Genomic DNA, 22,376 nt, shown 5'->3' on the forward strand with positions numbered 1-22,376 from the left:
CATGCGAGTCAACTGCACCATCAACGGAAAAGACATGGAAGCCGACGACGTCTGGGAGGGCGAGAGTCTGCTGTACCTGTTGCGCGATCGCATGGGACTACCCGGATCCAAGAACGCGTGTGAACAGGGCGAATGCGGCTCGTGCACCGTCTATCTCGACGGCATACCGGCGTGCGCCTGCCTGGTGGCAGCCGGACAGGTCGAGGGCCGAGAGATTCGTACCGTCGAGGGCCTCGCCGACGGCGACAAGCTGGACCCGATGCAAGAAGCGTTCGTCGAGTGCGGAGCCGTCCAATGCGGCTTCTGTACGCCGGGACTCGTGGTTCAAGCCCACGATCTGATCGAACGCGTTCCCGATCCATCCGATGCCGAGATCCGTGAATCTCTCGCCGGAAACCTCTGTCGCTGCACCGGATACGAGAAGATCCTCGATGCAGTTCGGCTCGCAGCAACTCGAAAGGCCGAAGCCAAATGACCACGGTGATCTCGGGTGCCTACATCGCTCCCATCGTCGGGGACGAAATCCCCTCCGGATACCTCGTTGTCGAGGGCACCACGATCAGCGCCATCGGTTCGGGCCCGGCACCGGTGATCGCCGGGGCCGAGACGATCGACGCGTCCGGCTGCCTCGTCACCCCCGGCCTGGTCAACACCCACCATCATCTCTACCAGTGGGCGTCGCAGGGCCTGGCCAAGGACAACACACTCTTCGAATGGCTTGTCGCACTCTACAAGCCGTGGTCCAAGATGGACGCCGAGGTGGTCGGGGGAGCCGCCGCGGCCGGTCTCGGTTGGCTCGCGAAATCGGGATGCACCACGAGTACCGATCACCACTACATCTTCCCCAAGGGCCGAGGCGACCTGTTCGCCGCCGAGATCGATGCCGCACAACGCATCGGCGTCCGATTTCAGCCGTGCCGCGGCTCGATGGACCGAGGTGTGTCCGACGGTGGATTGCCGCCGGACGAGGTGGTCGAATCGCTCGACGACATCCTCACCGCGACGGCCGAGGCGATCGACACCTATCACGACGCTTCCTTCGGTTCGATGCTCCGCATCGCGGTCGCACCGTGTTCACCTTTCTCCATCAGTAAAGAGCTGCTCGTGGAGTCCGCAGGGCTTGCTCGCGCCAAAGGTGCTCGGCTGCATACGCATCTGGCCGAGACCCTCGACGAGGAAGAGCACTGCCTCGCTCAGATGAACTGCACCCCGGTCGAATACATGGAGCAGGTCGGCTGGCTGGGCGACGACGTGTGGTTCGCCCACGCGGTACACCTGCACGATTCCGATATCGCGAAGATGGCGGCCACCGGTACCGGTACCGCCCATTGCCCGAGCTCGAACGCACGACTCGGCGCGGGTATCGCCCGGATCTCGGACCTGCTCGCCGCCGGCGCGCCCGTCGGCCTCGGAGTCGACGGTTCGGCCTCGGCCGAAATGGTCCCGCTGGCCGGCGAAGTCCGTCAGGCGATGTACATGCAGCGAGCAAAGTACGGACCAACAGCACTGACGGCGCGTCAGGCACTCGAGATCGGAACACTCGGCGGTGCAACGGTACTGGGCCGTCAGAGCGAGATCGGTTCGCTCGAAGTCGGCAAGCTCGCCGACATCGCGATCTGGCGCACCGACGGTTTCTACTCGGCCGTGGACGACCCCGTCGTTGCGTTCGCGTACGGGCAGACACCACCGCTCGCGCGGTTGATTGTGGGCGGTCGAACGATCGTCGAGAACGACATCCTCGTCAGCGCACCGCAGGACGAAATAGGCCGTGCCGGTGCGGATGCACACCGTCGCCTGATGAAACTCGCGGAGGACGTGCTGTGAGCGCCCCGACCACTGTTCCAACCACCGCGGCCCCCACCCGGGCTCCCGCCGACATCCCCGCACCGGGACGCGGCCGCGTCGGCGACAGCCCCCTGCGACCCGACGGCACACTGAAGGTCAAGGGCGAGTTCGCGTATTCGTCGGACCTGTTCATCGACGGCATGCTCTGGGGCGCAACGCTCCGCAGTCCGCATCCGCGGGCGAAGATCGTCTCGGTCGACATCTCACAAGCACTCGCGACACCCGGCGTCGAGGCAGTACTCACCCATGACGACGTGCCGGGGCGCAAATGCTTCGGGCTCGACCACACGTGGGATCAGCCGGTGCTGGCCTTCGACGAGGTGCGGCACGAGGGCGAACCGATCGCGTTGATCGCGGCCGATCATCCCGAAACAGCCCGGCGCGCAATGGAAAAGATCGTCGTGATCTACGACGTTCTCGAGCCCCTGACCGATGCCCGACGCGCCGCACTCGACCCGGACTACCCGAAGGTGCAGGAACGCGGCGGGGTGGCGCGCCATCAGCCGGTGCGCGTCGGCAACGTCGCCGCCGCCAGGGCGACCGCGGACGTGATCGTCAGCAGCGACTTCGCCGTCGGGATTCAGGATCAGGCATTCCTGGGACCCGAATCGGGACTGGCTGTTCCGGCCGAGGACGGCGGCGTCGACCTCTACGTCGCGACCCAGTGGATGCACAACGACCTCGCGCAGATCGGGCCGTGCCTCGGACTGCCCGAGGAGAAGATCAGGATGACGCTCGCCGGCGTCGGTGGAGCATTCGGTGGCCGCGAGGACCTCTCGATGCAGATCCACGCGGCGATGCTGGCCATGCACACCGGCAAGCCCGTCAAGATCGTCTACAACCGCTACGAGTCGTTCTTCGGACACGTGCACCGCCACCCCGCGCAGATGCACTACGAGTACGGCGCGACCCGCGACGGCAAACTCGTGTTCGCCGATGTCGAGATCATCCTCGACGGTGGGGCGTACACCTCGGCCACCCTCAACGTCGTGGGCAACGCCGCCTCACTGGGCGTCGGTCCCTACGTCATTCCCAACATCGAGATCGACGCGTACGGGGTGTACACCAACAACCCGCCGTGCGGGGCAATGCGTGGATTCGGCGCGGTGCAAGCATGTTTCGCGTACGAGTCGATGATGGACAAGCTCGCCGAGGCCTGCGGAATCGGTCCCGTCGCCATTCGGCAGATCAACGCCGTCAGCCAAGGTTCGATCCTCGCGACCGGCCAGGTGATCGAAGCACCTGCCCCACTGGCCGAGATGCTCGCCCGAGCCGAGGCGATGGAACTGCCTGCCCCCGTGGACGCGTCGGACATCCGTAATCTGCCGGGCGGGGCGTCGCAGACCACCCACGGCGAAGGCGTCGTACGCGGGATCGGCTACGGAGTCGGCATCAAGAACATCTGCTTCTCCGAGAACTACGACGACTACTCCACCGCGCGTGTTCGGCTGGAGGTGATCGGCGGCGAGGCAACAGCATTGGTACACACGGCCGCTGCCGAGGTCGGACAGGGTCTGGTGACGCTGGAGGCGCAGATCGCGCGCACCGAGCTGGGCGTCACCAAGGTCGTCATCCATCCCGCCGACACCAAGGTCGGCAATGCCGGCTCCTCGTCCGCGTCGCGCCAGTCGTACATGACCGGCGGCGCAGTCAAGACAGCATGCGAGGCCGTCCGTGAGGCGGTGTTCGTCCTCGCCGGCCTGTACCTGGGCCGCGCGGTGGCCGACCTGAGCCTCGACGGCGGCAAGATCGTCTCGGCCACCGACGGTGCGCTGGCGACGATCGAGGATGTGCTCGGCGAACGGGTCATCGAGCAGACGCGTGAATTCCACCATCGCCCCACCAGCGGAATGGATCCGGTCACCGGGCAAGGAGCGAGCCACACTCAGCTCGCACTGTGTGTCCACCGCGCCGTGGTCGACGTCGACGTCGAACTCGGTCTGGTCAAGGTCGTCGAGATGGCGGCCGTGCAGGACGTCGGCAAGATCCTCAACCGGCTTTCACTCGAAGGCCAGATCCACGGCGGCACAGCGCAGGGCCTCGGTCTCGCGGTGATGGAGGAAATAGTCGTCGTGGACGGTCTGGTGAAGAACCCGTCGTTCACCGACTACCTGATTCCGACGATTCTCGACATGCCGCCCATGAAGCTGGACATCCTCGAGAACCCGGATCCCCTGGCACCGTACGGTCTTCGCGGTGCGGGCGAGCCACCCACCCTCTCGTCGACACCCGCCGTGGTCGCAGCCATCCGAAATGCCACCGGGCTCGCGTTGACCCGCGTGCCCGTTCGACCCGAACACATCATCAACAGCTGATCCGAGTTCCAACCCCATTCGACGAAACCTTCTCCTGCACAACCGCACCGACGCCAACTCCCCCGGCACGTCGGCCCGGCCCCACGCTCGACGAGGTTGATCACGCCCTGGGAGGGCCGATCATGACCGACGTACGCACATCCAGCACTCGCCAAAGTGGACGAGGTCGATCCCAGATCGACAAGTTCTTCGACATCACCGGCCGCGGTTCGACGCTCTCACGCGAAATCCGCGGTGGCGTCACCACATTCGTGGCCATGGCCTACCTGATCGTTCTCATCCCTCTGATCATCGGTGATGCCCGCGATGTCACCGGCGCCACGCTCGATCCAGCTCAGCTGTCGACCATGGTGGCACTGTCCGCCGGTCTGACGACCATCCTGATGGGGGTCGTCGGAAACGCGCCCCTCGCCATGGCGGCCGGCCTCGGCGTGACGCCGATCGTGGTGTTCCAGGCGGCCCCGTACATGACCTGGCCGCAGGCGATGGGCCTGGTGGTTCTCGAGGGCGTCGTCATCGTCATCTTCGCTCTCACCGGCATTAGGCAACTCATCATGGATGCCATACCTCTGGTACTCAAGCAGGCGATCGGCGTCGGGATCGGTGCATTCATCGCGCTCATCGGCCTGGTCGACGCCGGGTTCGTCGGGCACCACGACGCAGCATCCACCGCGGTAACCCTCGGCACGTTCGGCAAGCTCGCCGGCTGGCCCGTGTTCGTCTTCTGCGTCGGCCTGATCCTGATGATCATGCTGTTCGTTCGGAGAGTGCCGGGCGCGATGCTGATCGGCATCTTCGTGGCGACCAATCTCGCGATCATCTTGAACTCGGTGTTCGACATCGAACCCGAGGCCTGGGGTCCCGTGGTACCGAAGGTGCCCGATTCCATCGTCGCCACACCACAATTCGATCTACTGTTCAACGTCGACCTGTTCGGCGGGTTCGCTCGGGCCGGAATCGTCACCGCGTCGGTCGTCCTGTTCACTCTCGTTCTCTCGGGCTTCTTCGACGCCATGGGCACCATCCTCGGAGTCGGTGAGGAAGCCGGACTTGTCGACAAGCAAGGCAGGATGCCCGGCCTGAGCCGCATCCTCACCGTCGACGGCATCGGTGCCATCGTCGGTGGCGCGATCAACGGTTCCGCCAACACCGCCGTCGTCGAGTCCGCGGCCGGCGTCACCGAGGGTGCGCGAACGGGTCTCGCCAGCGTCGTCACCGGCGGATTGTTGACCAGCCTGATCTTCTTCACTCCGTTGGCCGGAGTGGTCCCCGTCGGTGCAGCGGCGCCGGCGCTGGTCCTGGTCGGTGCGCTGATGATGACGCACGTTCGCAAGATCGACTGGGAGAACACCGAAATCGCGATCCCGGCCTTCCTGACGATCGTGCTGATGCCGTTCACGTACTCGATCACCGTCGGAGTCGCGGCAGGCGTCATCTCGTACACCGTCGTCCGGCTCGCCAAAGGCAAAGCACGCCAGACGCATTGGCTGCTGTACCTGATGTCGGGCATCTTCCTTGTCTACTTCGCCCTGCACCCCATCGAAGAAGCGTTGGGAATCTCCTAAAGTGAAAGAGATCGTCGATCGACTGTCGGCATGGGACCACGCAGGTGTTCCCTACGCGGTAGCGACCGTGATCGCGGTATCCGGAAGTGCTCCACGGCTTCCGGGTGCCGCGATGGCGGTCTGCGCCGACGGTGAAGCAGTGGGCAGCGTCTCCGGCGGCTGCGTCGAAGGAGCAGTGTACGAACTGTGCCGTCAGGTCCTCGATACCGGTGAGTCCGTCCGAGAGTCGTTCGGTTACAGCGACGTCGATTCCTTCGCGGTCGGCCTGACCTGCGGGGGTGTGATCGAGGTGTTCGTCCGCCTCGGACCGCCGCGGGCCGTGCTCGCGGCTATCGCGTCGGACACGGCGGTGGCCACGGTGACGTTGCTCTCCGGGTCCGGGGAATCGCTCGCCGTGTCCGCCACGGCAACGATCGGCAGCACCGGCTTCTGCGACGTCGACGCCGTGGTCGTCGGTGAAGCGCTGGCGATGCTGGACTCCGGCGGTACCGGCATCCGGTCGGTGCGGTGCAGGCCGGACCTGGACGTGTTCGTCCAGTCGTACGCCACCGCGCCACGGCTACTGATCTTCGGAGCCATCGACTACGCCGGGGCACTCGCCCGCGTGGGCAAGTTCCTCGGCTACCACGTGACCGTGTGCGACGCCCGTCCCGTATTCGCCACTGCTGCACGGTTTCCCGATGCCGACGAGGTGGTCACCGAATGGCCGCACAGCTATCTGGCGCGGACGGCAGTCGATGCCCGGACGGTGATCTGCGTTCTGACGCACGACGCCAAGTTCGATGTGCCGCTGCTCGAAGTGGCTCTACGCCTGCCGGTGGCATTCGTCGGGGCTATGGGATCACGCAGGACTCATGACGATCGCGCGGCCCGGCTACGCGCAGTGGGGCTGACGGAGCAAGAGCTGGCGCGCTTGAGATCGCCGATCGGACTGGACCTGGGTGCCCGAACGCCCGAGGAGACGGCCCTGGCCATCGCGGCCGAATTCGTTGCCGCTCGTCGTGGAGGTAGTGCACTGCCACTGACACGTACGGCGGGCCCGATCCACCGCGACGGGGCGGCGGCGGATGCCAAGTACGCCTGATATCGGCCCCGTGGATCGCGCGGTCAGTAACATCGGTCCCATCTGCGAGCTACTGCTCGCGGCGTGAACGCCACTGACCACGCGCGATGATGGCGATGACGATCACGACCGCCGAGGCAACGGTCACACCGAACGCCCCTCCGAGAGGAAGTACGTCCGTCAGGACCGGAACCGGTGCGAGTACCGCCAGCACGACGGCCACAGCCACAACCGGGAAGATGACTACAGCCAAAAATCTGTCTTTCTGCCGATCCCAGTCGGGTCCGGCTTGCAGTGTCTTCTCCTTACGTATTACCCACGCGTAGAACGGAATCAGCGGTATCAGCAGCAGTAGTACCGACAGCGGGTATCCGGTTTCACCAAGGAGCGCGTAGATCAGCGTTGCTGTCACCGCCGACGCCCACGTCATGATCACAGCCATGCCGAGGGCCAACAAGAATGGCGACTCTCGTGGCGTTTGATCAGATCCAGACGGAATCGTCCGATCGTCCACTGTCAAGACCTCCCAACTAGAGGCATGCCGCGATGATGCCACCGACGCCCGACAGAGAGACGATGAGTTCCGCCGCTTCCGCAGACGCGTTCGCAGGGAACGTACCACTACGTGGTCTGTACAGCCTGCGAGCGCTGCCCTCGCAATCGCGGCGGAGTTCGTATCGCTTCGACGCGGGTAGTGCTCTGTCACTGACACGAACTGCGGGTCCGATTCACCACGACGCCGACCCGGCTGGAGCACGCCAGGTACGCATAGGTCTACAAGCGATTGGCCTCACCCAAATACCCACCACATGTGGACAACTGGCGGCTGTTGACGTCTTTCGCATGCCGTGGTTTGCTTCGGGTGTCGATGAACGACGCCGTAGCACTCCTGCTCGTCCGGGGTGTAGGCACCTGATTCCGACAGGGCGACCGCGAGGCCGCCGTGTGGTTTTTCTCTGGTATCCGCCGCTCGTCGGCGGCGCTGTGGGTCGTGTTCTTCGTGAACGGTGCTGTTCTGGCAAGCTGGGCACCGCGAATTCCACAGGTCACGTCCGAACTTCACCTCTCCGATGGCCAGGTCGGCTATGCATTGCTCGGCGTCGCCGTTGGTTCCGTTCCGGCGTTGTTAGGTACCGCGCGCCTGCTTCGGACCGTGTCGGCACGGTCGGTGTGCACCATTACGTCCATCGCCTTCAGCGGTGCGCTGCCGTTGATCGCGTGTGCACCCAACGTATGGGCACTCGGCGGTGCGTTGGCTGTGCTGGGGGCCGTCAGCGGGTGCTTGGACGTTGCGATGAATACGGCTGCGATCGACTATCAGGACCGCATCGGAGCGAGCATTCTCTCGCGCCTGCACGGCGGCTAGAGCTTGGGAGTCCTCGCGGGTGCAGCGTCGGGCGCTCTGGCCTCGATACTCGAGGTCACCGTGCTCGAACACTTCGTGGCGGTCAGCGCCTGTCTATTGGTCCTGGCTTTTGCCGCGTCATGTTTTCTGCCAACGTCGGCGAGACATCGTGCGCCCATCGACCACGACGCTGTGACGCGTGACAGTCCAATAGTTTCCAGCCACAGTCGATTTGGCCGTGTGCTGGCGATCCCTGCAACGATCGGAGTGATGGCCGTTGCCGCGCTGCTGATCGAAGGCATGATCACCGATTGGTCTGCCCTGTTGGTCTCGCGGGATTTCGGCGGCGGTACCGCCGTCGGAGCCGCTGCAGTGGTGGTGTTCAGCACCGCCATGTTCTTCTCGCGTTCCTTCGGCGATCTGATCGTCGATCGGCTCGGTGCTGCCGTCACTCTCCGATGCGCGGCAGCGGTGGTGTCAGCGGCCGTACTTCTGGGACTGTTGCTGCAGCCAGAACCATGGGGTGCCGTTGCGGTGATGGGATGCGCCGGCATCGCCCTCGGGCCGTTGTTCCCGTTACTCATCACCGAAGCAAGCCGCCGAAGTCGCGTTGGTGCGGCAGTATCCACCGCGCGCGTGAGCGCGATCGGATACGGCGCGTATCTCGGCGGACCCCCGCTCGTGGGCTTCCTCGCCGAACGCATCGGCCTTGTGGGTGCTTTCGTTCTCATCGCGGGCATCTGCTCCATTGCCTTGGTTGCCGCGTCGATATCGTTGCGCGACAGATCACGATCAGCGACGCCGTGAAGCTTCTACTCGCTTCGCCAATCCCGGCGCAGTGCCTCATGGTCAACCAGACGGTTCGGTGAGGAGTGAATTTGTCTGGTCAGCAGCCGCCGATCTGCGCGCGACCGTTCTTGTCGGTGGCCCGGGTTAGTCTTCTTTAAGTTCGAACAGGCGTTCTTGTTTCGGGTCACCGGGGGGTGAAAGATGGGTGCACTGCCAGCTGTGTCACTGGAGGCGTTGACCGCGGCCGCGCGTGAGGAGAATCGGCAGGCGGCCCGCAAGATCTCCGCCTGCTACGACGTCCATCGGAGCTGGATCACCCTCGACACCAAGCACAAGCACTACAGCCGATACGGCCGCACCGAAATGGCAGTCGCGTTGGGATGCTCGGCGACGGTCGCCGAAGCGTACGTCTCCGTCGCAGTCGCTCTGCACACCCGACTGCCACTGCTCAAGGTCGCGTTCGAGACCGGTGAGGTCGACCTCCCACGGGTACGGACCGTATGCCGGATCCTCGACAACCTCTCCGATGCCATCGTCACGTTGGTCGAGAAAGAAGTGGTGGAGGCGGCGCTCAGGTCGTCCCCGGGTCCGCTCGAGAAGGAGATCTGGGACATCCTGGTGCGCGTCGCACCCGAGGAAGCAGCCGCATTGCGGGAGTTCGCGAAGAAGTTCCGCACCGTCACCTACAGTCCTGCCGGGGAACTCGCCCGCATCCGGGCGGAGTTGACCGCACCCGAAGCCGCCGCCGCATGGCAACTCCTCGAAGAAATGGCCGACACCCTCTGCCCGAAGGATCCGCGCGGGAAGAAGGAACGCTTGTGCGATGCGTTCATGGCCCGCATGCACGGCGAACCCCGACTCGCGTGCCTGTGCCAACGGGAGGATTGCTCGAAGAAGGATGCGGTGTTGCCGGATCGGCGGGTGCCGTTGACGATGATCACCGTCGACATCGCCACCCTCATCGGCCTCCTCGCCAACCCTGCGTATCTGGCCGGTCATGGTTCCATCGACCCGGACCTCGCGCGGGAATTGGCACGCAACAGTCAGTGGCAGGTCCTGCTCACCGAAGCAGTGACCCTCGCCGAGAAACTCGGACTGGCCGTGCAGAACCCGGAAACCGGGGAATGGGAACGAATCCCCAACAGTGAAAAGACCGAGCCTGCAACAGAAAACGACACGGCAACGGCAGCGGGTACGGACACCGACACGTCAGCGGGCACCGTTCCGGGCACGGCGGCAGGGGCGGTACCGGATTCGGATGCGGATGCCTCTGCGAGCACCGACACGACTGCTGAGACACCCACGGACGCGAACGCAGGTGCAGGTGCAGGTGCAGGTGCAGGTGCACAGAATGCATCGACGGCTGATTCGAGTGCGGAGACAGCTTCGGCGTCGGAACCAACCGGGCCCAGTTCTCCTGCACCCGAACAGAGCTCGCCGGCAGAAGATAACGTCGATCAGGTCGACAATCCCGCGCCTACCACCGGGCCCGCGACCGACCCGGCAGCAGCTACCACCCCAGGCTCAGACCCAGCCCCCAAGCACGCAGCAACAACCGCTTCGGCGGCTATCACCAAGCCGCTACCGGAGCCGCCGCAGGCGAACGGCCCAGAGCCAGTTGCGTCACCAGCACCCGCACCGACTTCGTCGAAAGATGCCCAACAGACGCCGACCGCTGATCCAGCGCAAGATTCGAGCGAAACCCATACTCCCACTGCACCATCCGATACCCCCAGCAACCACGACATCGGCAGTGACGAGGAAACTATCAGTGGATCCGAGCCGACATCGATCGGTAGTCCGGCATCGAGTACACACCCCGGTGCGGGTGCCGAAACCGAGGATCGACCTCCGCGCCGCCTGCAATCGTTGACCTCCGCCGCCGCGTTGTTCTGCACCCACACTCCCGTCGGCAAAGGCACACGGCACAGCTCTGCCCTCGACCTGGACGCCATCAGGCATCCCGCCCGCAACATGAGGGCACTGGACCTACGCTCGACAATCCGGCCCGACAACCGCACCGGCTGTACAGCCAATGGCCTCTACATCGGCACCGCCTCACTCGCCGCCGCACTCGAAGCCGCCATCGCCGCCGACCCCACCCTCGGAAAATCCGTCGCCCGCGACCCACTCACCGACCGCGCCCTGATCTACCGACCCGACGCCCTCACCACCGCAGCCGTCCGCCACCGCGACAAACACTGCCGCTTCCCCGGCTGCCACCGCCCCGCCGCACGCTGCCAACTCGACCACGTGATCCCCTTCGACCACACCAACCCCCTCGGCGGCGGCTGGACCACAGTCAACAACCTCCAATGCCTCTGCGAATACCACCACTCCGTCAAAACCGCCGGCTACTGGAAAGCCGTCATGCTCCCCGGCGGAGCCATCCTCTGGACATCGACCTCGAACACCGCACGCATCACCCTGCCCGCCAACGGCACGGCAGTACCCATCGCCGCCAACGACCTCAGACCACACATCCCCACCAAACCGAAACGATCCGGCATCATCGCCTACCCCCACCCACCCGACAACCAGGAGCCCGAAACAGAATCGACAGCCGAAGACAACGATGATCCGCCCTTCTAGAAGCTGTCGAGGGAAGTGGTCAGCGCGACAGCAGACGTCCGGTCGAGGATTCCGACCCCGCGATCCACGACCGTCGCACCACACCCGACAAGCCCAGCCGGTCGTACGCCGTCACCGGGTTACGGTGGTACAGCTGCGTCACGTCCACGGTGAACCTCTCGTCGGGTGCAAACGCCACCAAGTCTGCCGCGCAGCCGATCTCGATACGGCCTCGGTCTGCCATACCTACTTGGTCGGCAGTATTGATGGCCATCCACCGCACGATGTCGGTCAGTGCGAACCCACGGGCACGCGCCTCCGTCCACACCGCAGCCAGTGACACTTGCAACGACGCGATGCCACCCCAGGCGTCGCCGAAATCTCCGGTGTCGAACCGCTTGAGATCCGGTGTACAGGGGGAGTGGTCGGTGACGATGGTGTCGATCGTGCCGTCGAGCAGTCCCTGCCACAACAACTCTCGGTTACCGGCCTCGCGGATCGGCGGACAACATTTGAACTGCGTCGCCCCCGCCGGCACTGCTTCCGCATCGAAACACAGGTAATGCGGGCAGGTCTCGACCGTCACCCGCACCCCGTCTCGCTTCGCCGCTGCAATCATGGGCAACGCATCAGCACTCGACAGATGCAGAATGTGCACCCGACACCCCGTCTGTCGAGACAACTCGATCGCCTGCTCGATGGCACGGTTCTCGGCCGCACGCGGACGCGATTCCAAGAAGCCCGAGTACTCACGGCCTGTCGCCGCCGGTGCCTCGGCGATCACCTCGGCGTTCTCGGCGTGCACGATCATCAACCCGTCGAACGACGCGATCTCGACAAGAGCCTTCTCCAGTTCCGGCAGGGTCAATGGCGGAAACTCGTCCACGCCCGACGCGAGCAGGAAGCACTTGAAGCCGAAGACACCCGCATCGTGCAACGGCCGCAACTGATCGACGTTTCCTGGCACCGCCCCGCCCCAGAACCCGACATTGACGACCGACTGATCCGCAGCCACCCGCCGCTTGATCTCCAACGCCGCGACATCGACCGTCGGGGGAATGCTGTTGAGTGGCATGTCGACGATGGTCGTGATGCCGCCCGCGGCCGCAGCGCGGGTCGCGCTGGCGAACCCCTCCCACTCGGTGCGTCCCGGCTCGTTGACGTGCACATGGGTATCCACCAAACCCGGCAGCAGCACCTCATCCGGCCCGAGCTCGACCATCACGGCCCCAGACACATGCGCGTCCAGAGAGTCGATCGCAATAATGCGGCCGTCGAGGACGGAGATCGAGGCCGCAACCTCCAGTCCGCCGATCACCGCCCGCGAAGCACGAACAACTAGATCAGACTGCACTGGAAACGCTCTGGAGCTCCGAGGACTTCCACGCGATGTCGGCCGCATCGAGGGCTTCGGCGTCGAGTTCACCGAACAGCCGCAATCGGGACAGTCCGCCGTCGGGGTACACGTCCAGCCGCAGGTGCGTGTACGCGTCGGCCTCGTTCAGCAGGAACCGGTGGCGGGTGTCCGGCTGGACGGCGGTGCGGGGCAGAATCTCGGTCCACGCCGTAGGATCCGTGATGTGTCGGCGACGAGAATCGATGGCACTGAGTCGAATCCACCCCGGTGCGTTACCCACGTAGTAGCTGGTATCGACCTCCACGTGTCGTGGGGCACCGGGCGACGCGAGAGCGAATACTGCGAAGTCGTTGCCGCCGTTCCGTCGTCGAGAGTTCTCCCAGCCTTCGCCCATGTTGCGGGCCCGCCCGGGCAGGATGATGTTGGCGGGCGAGGAGTAGAACGCGTCGGAGCAATCGGTGAGCCGAGCGCCGTTCTCCGCGGCCAGCAGGTCGACCGTACCTGCGAGGAACCGCGGATCCTGCACCACCTGACCGTGCACACGGAACCGGGCAACGCCACCGTCGGGATAGATCGACAGACGCACATGCGTCCACCGGTGCCGATCGGCCACCTCGTACTTGTTCGCGGTGTCACCGGCCGCCGGGGACTTGTCGACGATGCTGTGCCACTCCGCATTCTGCACATCCTCGATGGACGGGTAGCCCTCTATCGACGTCGCCTCGACGGACACGAACGGCGGGTAGTTGCCGGTGAAGTGAGCGGTGTCCACGACGACGCCGTGCACGATGCCCGGTGCCCCCAGTCGCACGATCGCCCAGTCGTGACCGCCTTCGTCACGGCGGCGACGAGTCTCCCACCCGTCGTACACCTTTCCCTTGTGGCCGAAGTCCTCGGGATCGAACAGCGGAGCATCGGGCTTGATCAGGTTCTCGCGCTGGGCGAACAACTCGTCGTTCGCCGCGGAGACGCTGCCGCCGAGCGCCCGAGAAGCCAGATCGGTCAGCGTGGTGAAATCGGTTCCGGTCATGAAGTCCCTTCCAAAATGTGTGTGGTGGCCAAGGTTCGGCCGACCTCGTGCAACAACCTGGCCGCATCACGCATCGAGATCCGAGGGTCGGGCTCCAGGTCGGTGAGTGCATAGGAGGCAGTGATTCCGTAGGGGCGCAGTCGATCCAAGCCGACGACGCTCCGCCCGGCCACGGTGATCACCGGAACACCGGCTGCACGTGCAGCGTGCGCGACACCGATCGGTGCCTTGCCGTGCAAGCTCTGCTCGTCGAGGGAGCCCTCACCGGTGACAACCAGATCGGCCGATGCCAGAGCGCTACCGAAGTCGATCAGTTCGAGCACGGTCTCGATACCCGGCTTGGCGGCAGCACCGAGTACGGCGATGGCCCCGAACGCCGTTCCGCCGGCCGCCCCGGTGCCGGCAAGGCCGCTGAGGTCACGGCCGGTTGCGTTGCGCACCAAATGCGCCCACTGCCGCATCCCGTGTTCGAGGTACAGCAGCTCCTGCGGCCCTGCACCCTTCTGCGGGCCGTATACCGCTGCGGCTCCGGTCCGGCCGAGCAACGGATTGTCGACATCGCACGCCAACTCGAACACCGCGTTCCGAGCCGACGGCAACAGCCCGGACAGATCCAGGTGCACCGCGCCGCGCAACGCACCGCCACCGAGCGCGACGTCGTTGCCGTCGGCATCGACGATCCGTGCACCCAGTGCCGACAGCATGCCGGCCCCGCCGTCGGTGGAGGCACTACCCCCGAGTCCGACGACGATACGTTCGGCACCCGCCTCCAGAGCGTCCGCGATGACGGTACCTAGGCCGAACGTGCTGGCTCCCAGCGCATCCGGCTGTCCGTCGGGCAGAAGCTCGAGCCCGACGGCCGATGCCAGTTCGACGACGGCGGTATCGCCCCGGCGAGCGTAGGACGTGTTCACCTTTTCGCCGGTCGGCCCCGAGCAGGTCACTGCCATTCGGTCCCACCCGGCGGTGACGGCAGCATCGACGGTGCCGTCACCGCCATCGGCGACGGGCAGGCACACCGTCTCGAGCGACGAATCGACCGAGAGCATTCCCGATGCCAGTGCCCGGGCGACATCCGCCGCCGACAGCGAGCCCTTGAACTTGTCCGGAGCGAGCAGAATTCGCGTCATCTCTAGTCCAGCAGAAGCAACGCGGTGGGTGCGTCCGCCGAGGTGTTGGCCAGCTCCTCGAATTCACCGACGTTGTCGATCTCGGTGCCCATCGAGATGTTGGTGACCCGCTCGAGGATGATCTCCACGACGACAGGAACCTTGTGCTCGTTGGCCAGAGTTCGAGCCCGCACCAGCGTCTCGCCGATCAGGTCGGGCTCGGTGACCCGAAGCGCTTTGCAGCCCAGCCCTTCTGCCACCTGCACGTGGTCGACGCCGTAGCCCTTGGGGATGCCGGGCTCAGTGTCCACGGCGTCCTGGTGGTTGATGTTGTCGAAGCCCAGTTGCACGCAGAAGTCCATGTCGAAAGCACGCTGCGCCTGCCGGATCAGCCCGAGGTACGAGTTGTTCACCACCACGTGTACGTACGGCAGATTGAACTGCGCACCGACGGCCAGCTCTTCGATCATGAACTGGAAGTCGTAATCGCCGGACAGTGCAACGACATTCGCCTTGGGATCGGCCGCGACCGCCCCGAGCGCGGCGGGAATGGTCCAGCCGAGTGGGCCGGCCTGCCCGCAGTTGATCCAGTTGCGAGGGGAGTAGACGTGCAGGAACTGACCGCCCGCGATCTGCGAGAGCCCGATCGTGCTGATGTACCGAGTGTCCCGGTCGAAGACCTTGTTCATCTCCTCGTACACGCGCTGCGGCTTGATCGGCACGTTGTCGAAGTGAGTGCGGCGGTGCATCGTGCGCTTACGGGTCGCGCAGTCCTCGACCCAGCCCGAGAGATCACGCAGTGTGCCTGCCGCCCGGCGCTCCTCGGCGACGGCCACGAACTGCTCGAGGGCGGCCTTGGCGTCGGAGATGATGCCGTAGTCGGGTGCGAAGACGCGTCCGATCTGGGTCGGCTCGATGTCCACGTGGACGAACTTCCGGCCCTTGCGGTAGGTCTCCAGCCCGCCGGTATGCCTGTTCGCCCAACGGTTTCCGATGCCGAGCACGAAGTCCGAGGCCAACATGGTCGCGTTCCCGTACCGGTGCGCGGTCTGCAAACCGACCATGCCTGCCGCGAGTCGGTGATCGTCGGGGATGGTGCCCCAGCCCATCAGTGTCGGGATCACCGGTACGTCGAGAATCTCGGCGAGCTGCACGAGCAGGTCCGAGGCATCGGCGTTGATGATGCCACCGCCGGCCACGATCAACGGGCGCTCGGCAGCCAGGAGCATGTCGATGGCCTTCTCGGCCTGAGCACGTGAGGCGACGGGCTTGTGCACGGGCAACGACTGGTACGTCTCGGGATCGAAGTCGATCTCGGCGAGCTGCACGTCGATGGGGAGGTCGATCAACACCGGTCCCGGACGACCGGAACGCATCAGGTGGAATGCCTGCGCGAACGCACCGGGAACCTGCGCCGGTTCGAGCACGGTCATCGCCATCTTGGTCACCGGTGCGGCGATCGACGCGATGTCGACGGCCTGGAAGTCCTCCTTGTGCAGCCGCGCGACCGGGGCCTGGCCGGTGATGGCGAGGATCGGAATCGAGTCCGCCATGGCCGAATACAGCCCGGTGATCATGTCGGTTCCGGCCGGGCCGGAGGTACCGATGCAGATTCCGATGTTGCCCGGTGCCGCCCGGGTGAACCCCTCCGCCATGTGTGAGGCACCCTCGACGTGGCGGGCCAGCACGTGGCGGATCCCACCGTGATCGCGCATCGCCGCATAGAAGGGATTGATGGCTGCACCGGGGAGACCGAATGCGGTTGTCGCACCTTCGAGTTCGAGGATCTTCACTGCGGCATCGGCCGCGCGCATCCTGGCCATGTCAGTTGTCCTTACCGGAAAGCCGAGCGACGCCGCGGTACAGCGCCGAATGATCCAGGCCGCCATCACCGTTGGCGCGGGCCGAGGCCATCAGCTGCGCCAACACTGCGCCCATCGGAATCACGACCCCCGCCTCGCGTGCTGCCGAGGTCACGATGCCGAGATCCTTGTGGTGCAGGTCGATGCGGAACCCGGGCTCGAACGACCGGTCGAGCATCTTCTGGGCCTTCTGGTTCAGCACCGCCGAACCGGCGAGGCCACCGCCGAGCACCTCAACCGACGCAGCCAGATCGACGCCGTAGGCCTCGAGGAATGCGATCGCCTCGGCGAGCACCTGAATGTTGCCGGCCACGATCAACTGGTTGGCCGCCTTGACGGTCTGGCCGGATCCGCTTGGACCCACATGGACGACGGTTTTGCCGACGACGTCGAGAATCGGCTTGGCCGTGGCGAAGTCGTCCGCACTGCCGCCGACCATGATCGACAGCGTCGCGTTCTCGGCACCGGCCTGGCCACCGGAGACCGGGGCATCGAGGATCCGGAAGCCGCGCGCAGTCGCGTCGGCGGCCAAGGTGGCGGTGACGTCGGGACGGATGCTGGAGAAGTCGATGATCAGCGCGTCGCGTCGGGCATTGTCGAACACACCGCCCTCACCGGCGAGAACGTCCTGCACATCGGGGGAGTCGGGGACCATGATCGCGACGATGTCGGCGTCGTGGACGGCCTTGGCGATCGAATCGGCAGCGGTGCCACCTGCCTCGACCAGAGGACCCGTGCGATCGGGGGTCAGGTTGTAGCCGACCACCTGGTGGCCCGCCTTGGCGAGATGAACGGACATGGGACTGCCCATGATCCCGAGGCCGATGAATGCAATGGTGCTCATATCAATCCCTACTTGGTAGTGGTGGCCAGTTCGAGCCACGCGAACGGATCCGGCTGGGTGGGCTTGTACTCGAGTCCGACGTAGCCGTCGTAGCCGCGTTCGACGAGTGCGGCGAGCTGTCCGCCGAGGTCGAGGCTGCCGGTACCCGGTTCACCGCGGCCCGGGGAGTCGGCGATCTGCACGTGCCCGATCAGGTCGTGGTGTGCTTCGAGTGCAGCAGCGACGGCGTCCCCGTTGACGGCGAGGTGGTAGAGGTCGGCGAGCAGGCGCAGGTTGTGTACATCCTGCTCACGGGCGACGCGCCTGATGGTGGCGACGGCACCGGCGGCGGACTTCAACGGGTAGGCGGGTGCACCGCTGACGGGTTCCACCAGCACGACGCCGCCGATCTTCGCTGCAGCTCTGCCTGCGGCGGCCAGGTTCTCGATCGCGACCTCGTCCTGATCCAGCGGGTCGACGCCATCGATACGGTTGCCGTACAGGGCATTGAAGGCCCGGGTGCCCAGCTGCTCACCGATTCCGATGGTCACGTCGATGTTGTCGCGAAACGCCTGCGCCTGCGACGGATCGGAGAGAATTCCGCGGTCACCGGCGGGCATATCTCCCGCGGCGAAGTTCAGGCCGGTGAGCTGTACGCCCGCATCCCGGACGGAGGACACGAATGCATCGACGTCGGCATCGGACGGGACCGGGTTCGAGAACGGCCACCAGAATTCGACGGCGTCGAAGCCTGCGTCTTTGGCACGCTGCGGGCGATCGAGCAGGGGCACATCGGTGAAGAGAATGGAACAGTTGACGGTGTAGCGGAGTCGAGAATCAGCAAAGATATTCATGAACAGTGCCTTTCAGTTCTGAGGTTGCGGCAGTCCGCGGTACCTGCGCCAGCTGCCTGCGTAGGTGATGTCGGTCAGCTCGTCCGGCTGCGCGTCGAGCACCCCGGGCCGGAGGCCGACGCCCAGGACCGAGCGCCCGTCCTCGAGCGCGACCACGGTGAGTTCGAGCTCCGGCGGTTCGTCCGGCAGGAAGGACTTGCGGATGTCGTCGAGCGGAATGTCGTACAGCTCGCCTTCGATGGCCGCGCCTGCGGTGTGATCGAGCAGCAGCGCCGGGAATTCGTCCCGTACCGAGAAGAAGCGGTAGTTCGGGGTGGTGCGCACTGTCCCCACGAACGGGTGGGACGAGACGTTGTGGTGCAGGCTGCCGCCGCGCATAGCACCACCGTTGCAGAAAAGCTCCGTCATGAAGTCGTTCCTCTCGGGCTCGAACGGTCCGGACACAAAGTCCGTATTGCGGAATAACGATTCCGTTTTGTGATTCGAGTGTGGCGTGCGCCACGTGGATCTGTCAAGACCCGTACGCCCGGACCGTCCGCGTGAAGCGCCGAATGCCGCAGTGCAGCAACGCTCGACGGCTCGAATCGAATAGGTCCAGATCCACCCTTGACACTGGATGTGATCGGTGTCACGCTCGTTTGGTGGAATCATCATTTCGTATTGCGGAATCCGACACAGACGAAGCCGTCGTCGAGCTGAACGCGGCCTCCGACGCCGACGCGGCACGCACGCTCTCGCTCTGCCTCGACGTGCCTCGCTGGGTCGAGGGAGTTCTGAGCGCCCGGCCGTTCACCGACACCCGGGCCCTACGCAGAGTCATTGCCCATGCCGCCGCGCCGCTGACCGCCGACGAAGTGCACCGCGCACTCGCGGTACATCCCCGCATCGGCGAACGACCGGAGGGCGACGACGCCAGCGCTCGGCACGCGAGTACCGAACAATCCGGCGTCGACATTTCCGACGCGAGCGTCGAACAGCGACTACGAGCGGGAAATCTGGCCTACGAGAACCGGTTCGGGCAGGTATTTCTGATCAGGGCCGCCGGCCGGGATGCCCACGCGGTTCTCGACGCTCTGCAGAACAGGCTCGGCAACGACCCCGAGACCGAGGCCACCGTCGTCGAACACGAACTGCGGGAGATCGCCGAGATCAGAGCAACAGGAAGTCTCGGCGATGTCTGACCCGAGGAGCCAGGTGACCGCTCACGTGCTCGATGCGGCGAGAGGCGTTCCTGCGCAGGGTGTCTCGATCGTGCTCACCGATCACCACGGCACCCCGGTTGCCGACGCCGTCACCGACGAGCAGGGCCGGGTCGGAGCGCTCGGGCCGACAGAACTCGAACCGGGCATCTACCGCCTCACCTTCGCAACCGGCGCGTACTTCGCGGCCCAGCACACCGAATGTTTCCACCCCGAGGTCGTCGTCACCTTCGAGATCACCGCACCCGACCAGCACTACCACATACCACTTCTGTTGAGCCCGTTCGCTTTCACCACCTATCGAGGGAGCTAGAACCCATGTCCATCGTGCTCGGAGCAAACCAGTACGGCAAAGCCGAATGCAGACTCGTCCGCATCGACCGCGAGACTCCTCGCCACCGCATCACCGACGTCAGCGTCACCTCGCAGCTGCGCGGCGACCTCGAGGCCGTCCACACCGAGGGCGACAACGCCCACGTCGTCGCGACCGACACCCAGAAGAACACCGTGTACGCCTTCGCGCGGGACGGCATCGGGGCAATCGAGAACTTCGCCCTCCGTCTCGGTGCGCACTTCACCGACAGCTTCGACTGGATCACCGGTGGCCGCTGGGAGGTGGAGCAGTACCAGTGGTCGCGGATCGCGAACGGTGAGGACGGATACGATCACTCTTTCGTCAAGGCCGGCGACGAGAAGCGGAACACGATCGTCACGGTCGACGGCGAGAACATCTCCATCGTCTCCGGAATCAGCGACCTCGTGGTGCTCAATTCGACGGCCTCCGAGTTCTGGGGCTACCCGAAGGACCGGTACACCACACTGAAGGAGACCACGGACCGGATACTGGCGACGTCGGTCAGTGCCCGCTGGCGATACCTCACCACCGAGCTGGACTTCGACAAGACCTTCGACGACGTCCGCTCCATCATGCTCGACGCTTTCGCCTCCACTCACTCTCTTGCATTGCAGCAGAGCCTGTTCCAGATGGGTAAGCAGGTTCTCGAAGCGCACCCGGAGATCGGCGAGATCAAGTTCTCGATGCCCAACATCCATCACTTCCTCGTCGACCTCGAGCCGTTCGGACTCGACAACCCCGGTGAGGTCTTCTACGTCGCGGATCGTCCCTACGGTCTGATCGAGGCCACGGTGGAGCGCGACGACGCCCCGGACGCGGGCCGCGCCTGGGATACCGTTCCCGGATTCTGCTAGGAGCGCCGCCGTGAAACTGACGACCCCGAAACTGACGAAACGCACCCATGCGCCGCACGATCCCGCCCGTCCCGAGGACGAACGGTTGTCGATCGGCAGGTCGTATCTCTATGGATTGCAGCACATCCTGACGATGTACGGCGGAGTCATCGCACCACCACTGATCGTCGGTGGTGCAGCGGGGCTGAGCGGCACCGAGATCGCTCTGCTGGTCTCGGCCGCGTTGTTCGTCAGTGGCGCGGCCACCCTGCTGCAGACCCTGGGGGTGCCGTACTTCGGTGCAAAACTCCCTCTGGTGCAGGGCATTTCGTTCGCGTCGGTGTCGACGATGGTGGCCATCGCGAGCGGGCCGGGTGGATTGAACTCGGTGTTCGGCGCCATCATCGCCGCCGGTGCCATCGGCATCCTCATCACCCCGTTCTTCAGCAAGATCGTGCGCTTCTTCCCACCGGTGGTGACCGGCACGATCATCACCGTCATCGGCATCTCGCTACTGCCCGTTGCGGTTCGGTGGGCGATGGGCGGTGACGAGCAGGCCACCGATTGGGGCTCGACGTCCAACATCGGGCTCGCTGCCTTCAGTCTTCTGGTCGTGCTGCTCGTCAGCAGACTGGTGCAGGGCACGCTTTCGCGACTGTCGATTCTGATCGGCATCGTCGCAGGCACAGTGTTCGCCGTCCTCGTCGGCAAGGCCGACTTCTCCGGTGTGGGTGACGGTGCCATCTTCAGCTTCCCCGAGCCGTTCGCGTTCGGAGCACCGACCTTCCAGATCGCGGCGATCCTGTCGATGGTGGTGGTCATTTTCGTCATCATGACCGAGACCACCGCGGACATCCTGGCCGTAGGCGAGATCGTCGGCACCGACGTCGATGCCCGACGCGTCGGCGACGGGCTGCGCGCGGACATGGTGGCCACGACCATCGCTCCCGTGTTCGGCACCTTCCCGGCCAGTGCGTTCGCGCAGAACGTCGGTCTGGTGGCGGTCACCGGAATCAAGAGTCGCTACGTCGTCGCGGCCGGCGGCTCGGTACTGCTGTTCCTCGGACTCTTTCCCATCCTCGGACTGGTCGTCGCATCGGTTCCGTTGCCCGTGCTCGGCGGCGCGGGCATCGTGCTGTTCGGGTCGGTGGCCGCCAGCGGCATCAGGACTCTGTCCAAGGTGGAGTTCGACGGCAACCTCAACCTCGTCATCGTGGCCGTCGCCATCGGCTTCGGCGTCATCCCCATCGCGGTGCCGGGCTTCTACGCAGCGTTCCCCGACTGGGTCCACGTGGTACTCGACTCGGGCATCAGCGCCGCGAGCATCGTCGCCGTCCTGCTGAACATCGCGTTCAACGTCGTCACGATCGGCCAGAAACCCTCGCCCTCGGTGGTGACCGCTGCACCACCGGTGGCGACGCGGCATCACCAGTAGTGTTCTATCGAGATCGGTAGAAGCTA

At 65.1% G+C, this 22,376-nt stretch carries 20 protein-coding genes; 12 read left to right on the forward strand and 8 right to left on the reverse strand.

Annotation, left to right across the window (positions count from 1 at the left end):
- Position 1 precedes the first annotated feature (1 nt).
- The 5 genes from AYK61_RS15785 to AYK61_RS15805 all read left to right on the forward strand — a co-directional run bounded on the left by AYK61_RS15785 (position 2) and on the right by AYK61_RS15805 (position 6,809).
- On the forward strand, positions 2-475 hold the full coding sequence (locus tag AYK61_RS15785; protein ID WP_121871487.1) for a (2Fe-2S)-binding protein: 474 nt from the start codon (positions 2-4) through the stop codon (positions 473-475).
- Entirely contained in the window at positions 472-1,824 is a 1,353-nt protein-coding gene (locus AYK61_RS15790) for an 8-oxoguanine deaminase (protein ID WP_183130302.1), read from the forward strand. The genes AYK61_RS15785 and AYK61_RS15790 overlap by 4 nt, the downstream gene beginning before the upstream one ends.
- On the forward strand, positions 1,821-4,160 hold the full coding sequence (locus AYK61_RS15795) for a xanthine dehydrogenase family protein molybdopterin-binding subunit (RefSeq protein WP_259468085.1): 2,340 nt from the start codon (positions 1,821-1,823) through the stop codon (positions 4,158-4,160). The genes AYK61_RS15790 and AYK61_RS15795 overlap by 4 nt, the downstream gene beginning before the upstream one ends.
- Positions 4,161-4,282: 122 nt before the next feature.
- The gene (locus tag AYK61_RS15800; RefSeq protein ID WP_121871488.1) at positions 4,283-5,725 is read left to right on the forward strand and encodes an NCS2 family permease; all 1,443 of its coding nucleotides are present in this window, start codon (positions 4,283-4,285) and stop codon (positions 5,723-5,725) included.
- A gap of 1 nt (position 5,726) precedes the next feature.
- Positions 5,727-6,809, forward strand: a complete 1,083-nt coding sequence (locus tag AYK61_RS15805) for an XdhC family protein (RefSeq protein ID WP_220709122.1) — start codon at positions 5,727-5,729, stop codon at positions 6,807-6,809.
- 49 nt (positions 6,810-6,858) lie between these two features.
- Here AYK61_RS15805 and AYK61_RS15810 read toward each other — a convergent pair whose 3' ends face one another.
- The gene (locus tag AYK61_RS15810; protein ID WP_121871489.1) at positions 6,859-7,230 is read right to left on the reverse strand and encodes a hypothetical protein; all 372 of its coding nucleotides are present in this window, start codon (positions 7,228-7,230) and stop codon (positions 6,859-6,861) included.
- 501 nt (positions 7,231-7,731) lie between these two features.
- Between AYK61_RS15810 and AYK61_RS15815 the strand changes: the two genes are divergently transcribed.
- The 3 genes from AYK61_RS15815 (at position 7,732) to AYK61_RS15825 (ending at position 11,514) form a co-directional block, all read left to right on the forward strand.
- On the forward strand, positions 7,732-8,154 hold the full coding sequence (locus tag AYK61_RS15815) for a hypothetical protein (RefSeq protein WP_121871490.1): 423 nt from the start codon (positions 7,732-7,734) through the stop codon (positions 8,152-8,154).
- A 249-nt stretch (positions 8,155-8,403) separates the two neighbouring features.
- The gene (locus AYK61_RS15820) at positions 8,404-8,940 is read left to right on the forward strand and encodes an MFS transporter (RefSeq protein ID WP_220709123.1); all 537 of its coding nucleotides are present in this window, start codon (positions 8,404-8,406) and stop codon (positions 8,938-8,940) included.
- A gap of 183 nt (positions 8,941-9,123) precedes the next feature.
- Complete coding sequence (locus tag AYK61_RS15825; RefSeq protein ID WP_121871492.1) at positions 9,124-11,514, forward strand: HNH endonuclease; 2,391 nt, start codon at positions 9,124-9,126, stop codon at positions 11,512-11,514.
- 19 nt (positions 11,515-11,533) lie between these two features.
- Here AYK61_RS15825 and allB read toward each other — a convergent pair whose 3' ends face one another.
- The 7 genes from allB to AYK61_RS15860 are packed head-to-tail and all read right to left on the reverse strand — an operon-like array spanning position 11,534 to position 18,936.
- Positions 11,534-12,895, reverse strand: coding sequence for an allantoinase AllB (allB, locus tag AYK61_RS15830; RefSeq protein WP_121871493.1), 1,362 nt, complete (start codon positions 12,893-12,895; stop codon positions 11,534-11,536).
- Positions 12,837-13,880, reverse strand: a complete 1,044-nt coding sequence (gene alc / locus AYK61_RS15835; protein ID WP_121871494.1) for an allantoicase — start codon at positions 13,878-13,880, stop codon at positions 12,837-12,839. The genes allB and alc overlap by 59 nt, the downstream gene beginning before the upstream one ends.
- Complete coding sequence (locus tag AYK61_RS15840) at positions 13,877-15,010, reverse strand: glycerate kinase (RefSeq protein ID WP_121871495.1); 1,134 nt, start codon at positions 15,008-15,010, stop codon at positions 13,877-13,879. Before AYK61_RS15840 ends, alc begins: the two co-directional genes overlap by 4 nt.
- A 2-nt stretch (positions 15,011-15,012) precedes the next feature.
- On the reverse strand, positions 15,013-16,812 hold the full coding sequence (gene gcl / locus AYK61_RS15845; protein WP_121871496.1) for a glyoxylate carboligase: 1,800 nt from the start codon (positions 16,810-16,812) through the stop codon (positions 15,013-15,015).
- 1 nt (position 16,813) lies between these two features.
- Positions 16,814-17,695: a 2-hydroxy-3-oxopropionate reductase gene (locus AYK61_RS15850; RefSeq protein WP_121871497.1), complete on the reverse strand. Its 882-nt coding sequence runs from the start codon at positions 17,693-17,695 to the stop codon at positions 16,814-16,816.
- A gap of 8 nt (positions 17,696-17,703) precedes the next feature.
- Positions 17,704-18,528 (reverse strand): hydroxypyruvate isomerase family protein, encoded by an 825-nt coding sequence (locus AYK61_RS15855; RefSeq protein WP_121871498.1) that lies wholly within the window; start codon positions 18,526-18,528, stop codon positions 17,704-17,706.
- A gap of 12 nt (positions 18,529-18,540) precedes the next feature.
- The gene (locus AYK61_RS15860) at positions 18,541-18,936 is read right to left on the reverse strand and encodes a gamma-glutamylcyclotransferase (protein WP_121872794.1); all 396 of its coding nucleotides are present in this window, start codon (positions 18,934-18,936) and stop codon (positions 18,541-18,543) included.
- 233 nt (positions 18,937-19,169) lie between these two features.
- Here AYK61_RS15860 and uraD point away from each other — a divergent pair, with 233 nt between their 5' ends.
- Genes uraD through AYK61_RS15880 form a run of 4 tightly spaced genes read left to right on the forward strand, consistent with a single transcriptional unit; the run spans position 19,170 to position 22,350 of the window.
- A complete protein-coding gene (uraD, locus tag AYK61_RS15865) occupies positions 19,170-19,709 on the forward strand; it encodes a 2-oxo-4-hydroxy-4-carboxy-5-ureidoimidazoline decarboxylase (RefSeq protein WP_259468086.1) in 540 nt (179 codons plus the stop codon).
- Positions 19,702-20,040 (forward strand): hydroxyisourate hydrolase, encoded by a 339-nt coding sequence (gene uraH / locus AYK61_RS15870; RefSeq protein WP_121871499.1) that lies wholly within the window; start codon positions 19,702-19,704, stop codon positions 20,038-20,040. Before uraD ends, uraH begins: the two co-directional genes overlap by 8 nt.
- A 5-nt stretch (positions 20,041-20,045) precedes the next feature.
- Positions 20,046-20,936 (forward strand): factor-independent urate hydroxylase, encoded by an 891-nt coding sequence (pucL, locus tag AYK61_RS15875; RefSeq protein WP_121871500.1) that lies wholly within the window; start codon positions 20,046-20,048, stop codon positions 20,934-20,936.
- Positions 20,937-20,946: 10 nt separating this feature from the next.
- Positions 20,947-22,350: a nucleobase:cation symporter-2 family protein gene (locus AYK61_RS15880; RefSeq protein WP_259468087.1), complete on the forward strand. Its 1,404-nt coding sequence runs from the start codon at positions 20,947-20,949 to the stop codon at positions 22,348-22,350.
- Positions 22,351-22,376 lie beyond the last annotated feature (26 nt).

The sequence above is a fragment of the Rhodococcus sp. SBT000017 genome (assembly GCF_003688915.1).
In the GTDB taxonomy this organism is placed as follows: Bacteria; Actinomycetota; Actinomycetes; order Mycobacteriales; family Mycobacteriaceae; genus Rhodococcoides.

Excerpts from the sequence above, each read along its gene's own strand:
- AYK61_RS15860 (WP_121872794.1), bottom strand. The coding sequence starts at position 18,936 with ATGACGGAGCTTTTCTGCAACGGTGGTGCTATGCGCGGCGGCAGCCTG.
- AYK61_RS15810 (WP_121871489.1), bottom strand. The coding sequence starts at position 7,230 with ATGGCTGTGATCATGACGTGGGCGTCGGCGGTGACAGCAACGCTGATC.
- alc (WP_121871494.1), bottom strand. The coding sequence starts at position 13,880 with ATGACCGGAACCGATTTCACCACGCTGACCGATCTGGCTTCTCGGGCG.
- AYK61_RS15855 (WP_121871498.1), bottom strand. The coding sequence starts at position 18,528 with ATGAATATCTTTGCTGATTCTCGACTCCGCTACACCGTCAACTGTTCC.
- AYK61_RS15790 (WP_183130302.1), top strand. The coding sequence starts at position 472 with ATGACCACGGTGATCTCGGGTGCCTACATCGCTCCCATCGTCGGGGAC.
- AYK61_RS15800 (WP_121871488.1), top strand. The coding sequence starts at position 4,283 with ATGACCGACGTACGCACATCCAGCACTCGCCAAAGTGGACGAGGTCGA.
- AYK61_RS15785 (WP_121871487.1), top strand. The coding sequence starts at position 2 with ATGCGAGTCAACTGCACCATCAACGGAAAAGACATGGAAGCCGACGAC.
- pucL (WP_121871500.1), top strand. The coding sequence starts at position 20,046 with ATGTCCATCGTGCTCGGAGCAAACCAGTACGGCAAAGCCGAATGCAGA.
- AYK61_RS15825 (WP_121871492.1), top strand. The coding sequence starts at position 9,124 with ATGGGTGCACTGCCAGCTGTGTCACTGGAGGCGTTGACCGCGGCCGCG.
- AYK61_RS15820 (WP_220709123.1), top strand. The coding sequence starts at position 8,404 with ATGGCCGTTGCCGCGCTGCTGATCGAAGGCATGATCACCGATTGGTCT.
- allB (WP_121871493.1), bottom strand. The coding sequence starts at position 12,895 with ATGCGGCCGACATCGCGTGGAAGTCCTCGGAGCTCCAGAGCGTTTCCA.
- AYK61_RS15840 (WP_121871495.1), bottom strand. The coding sequence starts at position 15,010 with ATGACGCGAATTCTGCTCGCTCCGGACAAGTTCAAGGGCTCGCTGTCG.
- uraH (WP_121871499.1), top strand. The coding sequence starts at position 19,702 with ATGTCTGACCCGAGGAGCCAGGTGACCGCTCACGTGCTCGATGCGGCG.
- AYK61_RS15850 (WP_121871497.1), bottom strand. The coding sequence starts at position 17,695 with ATGAGCACCATTGCATTCATCGGCCTCGGGATCATGGGCAGTCCCATG.
- gcl (WP_121871496.1), bottom strand. The coding sequence starts at position 16,812 with ATGGCCAGGATGCGCGCGGCCGATGCCGCAGTGAAGATCCTCGAACTC.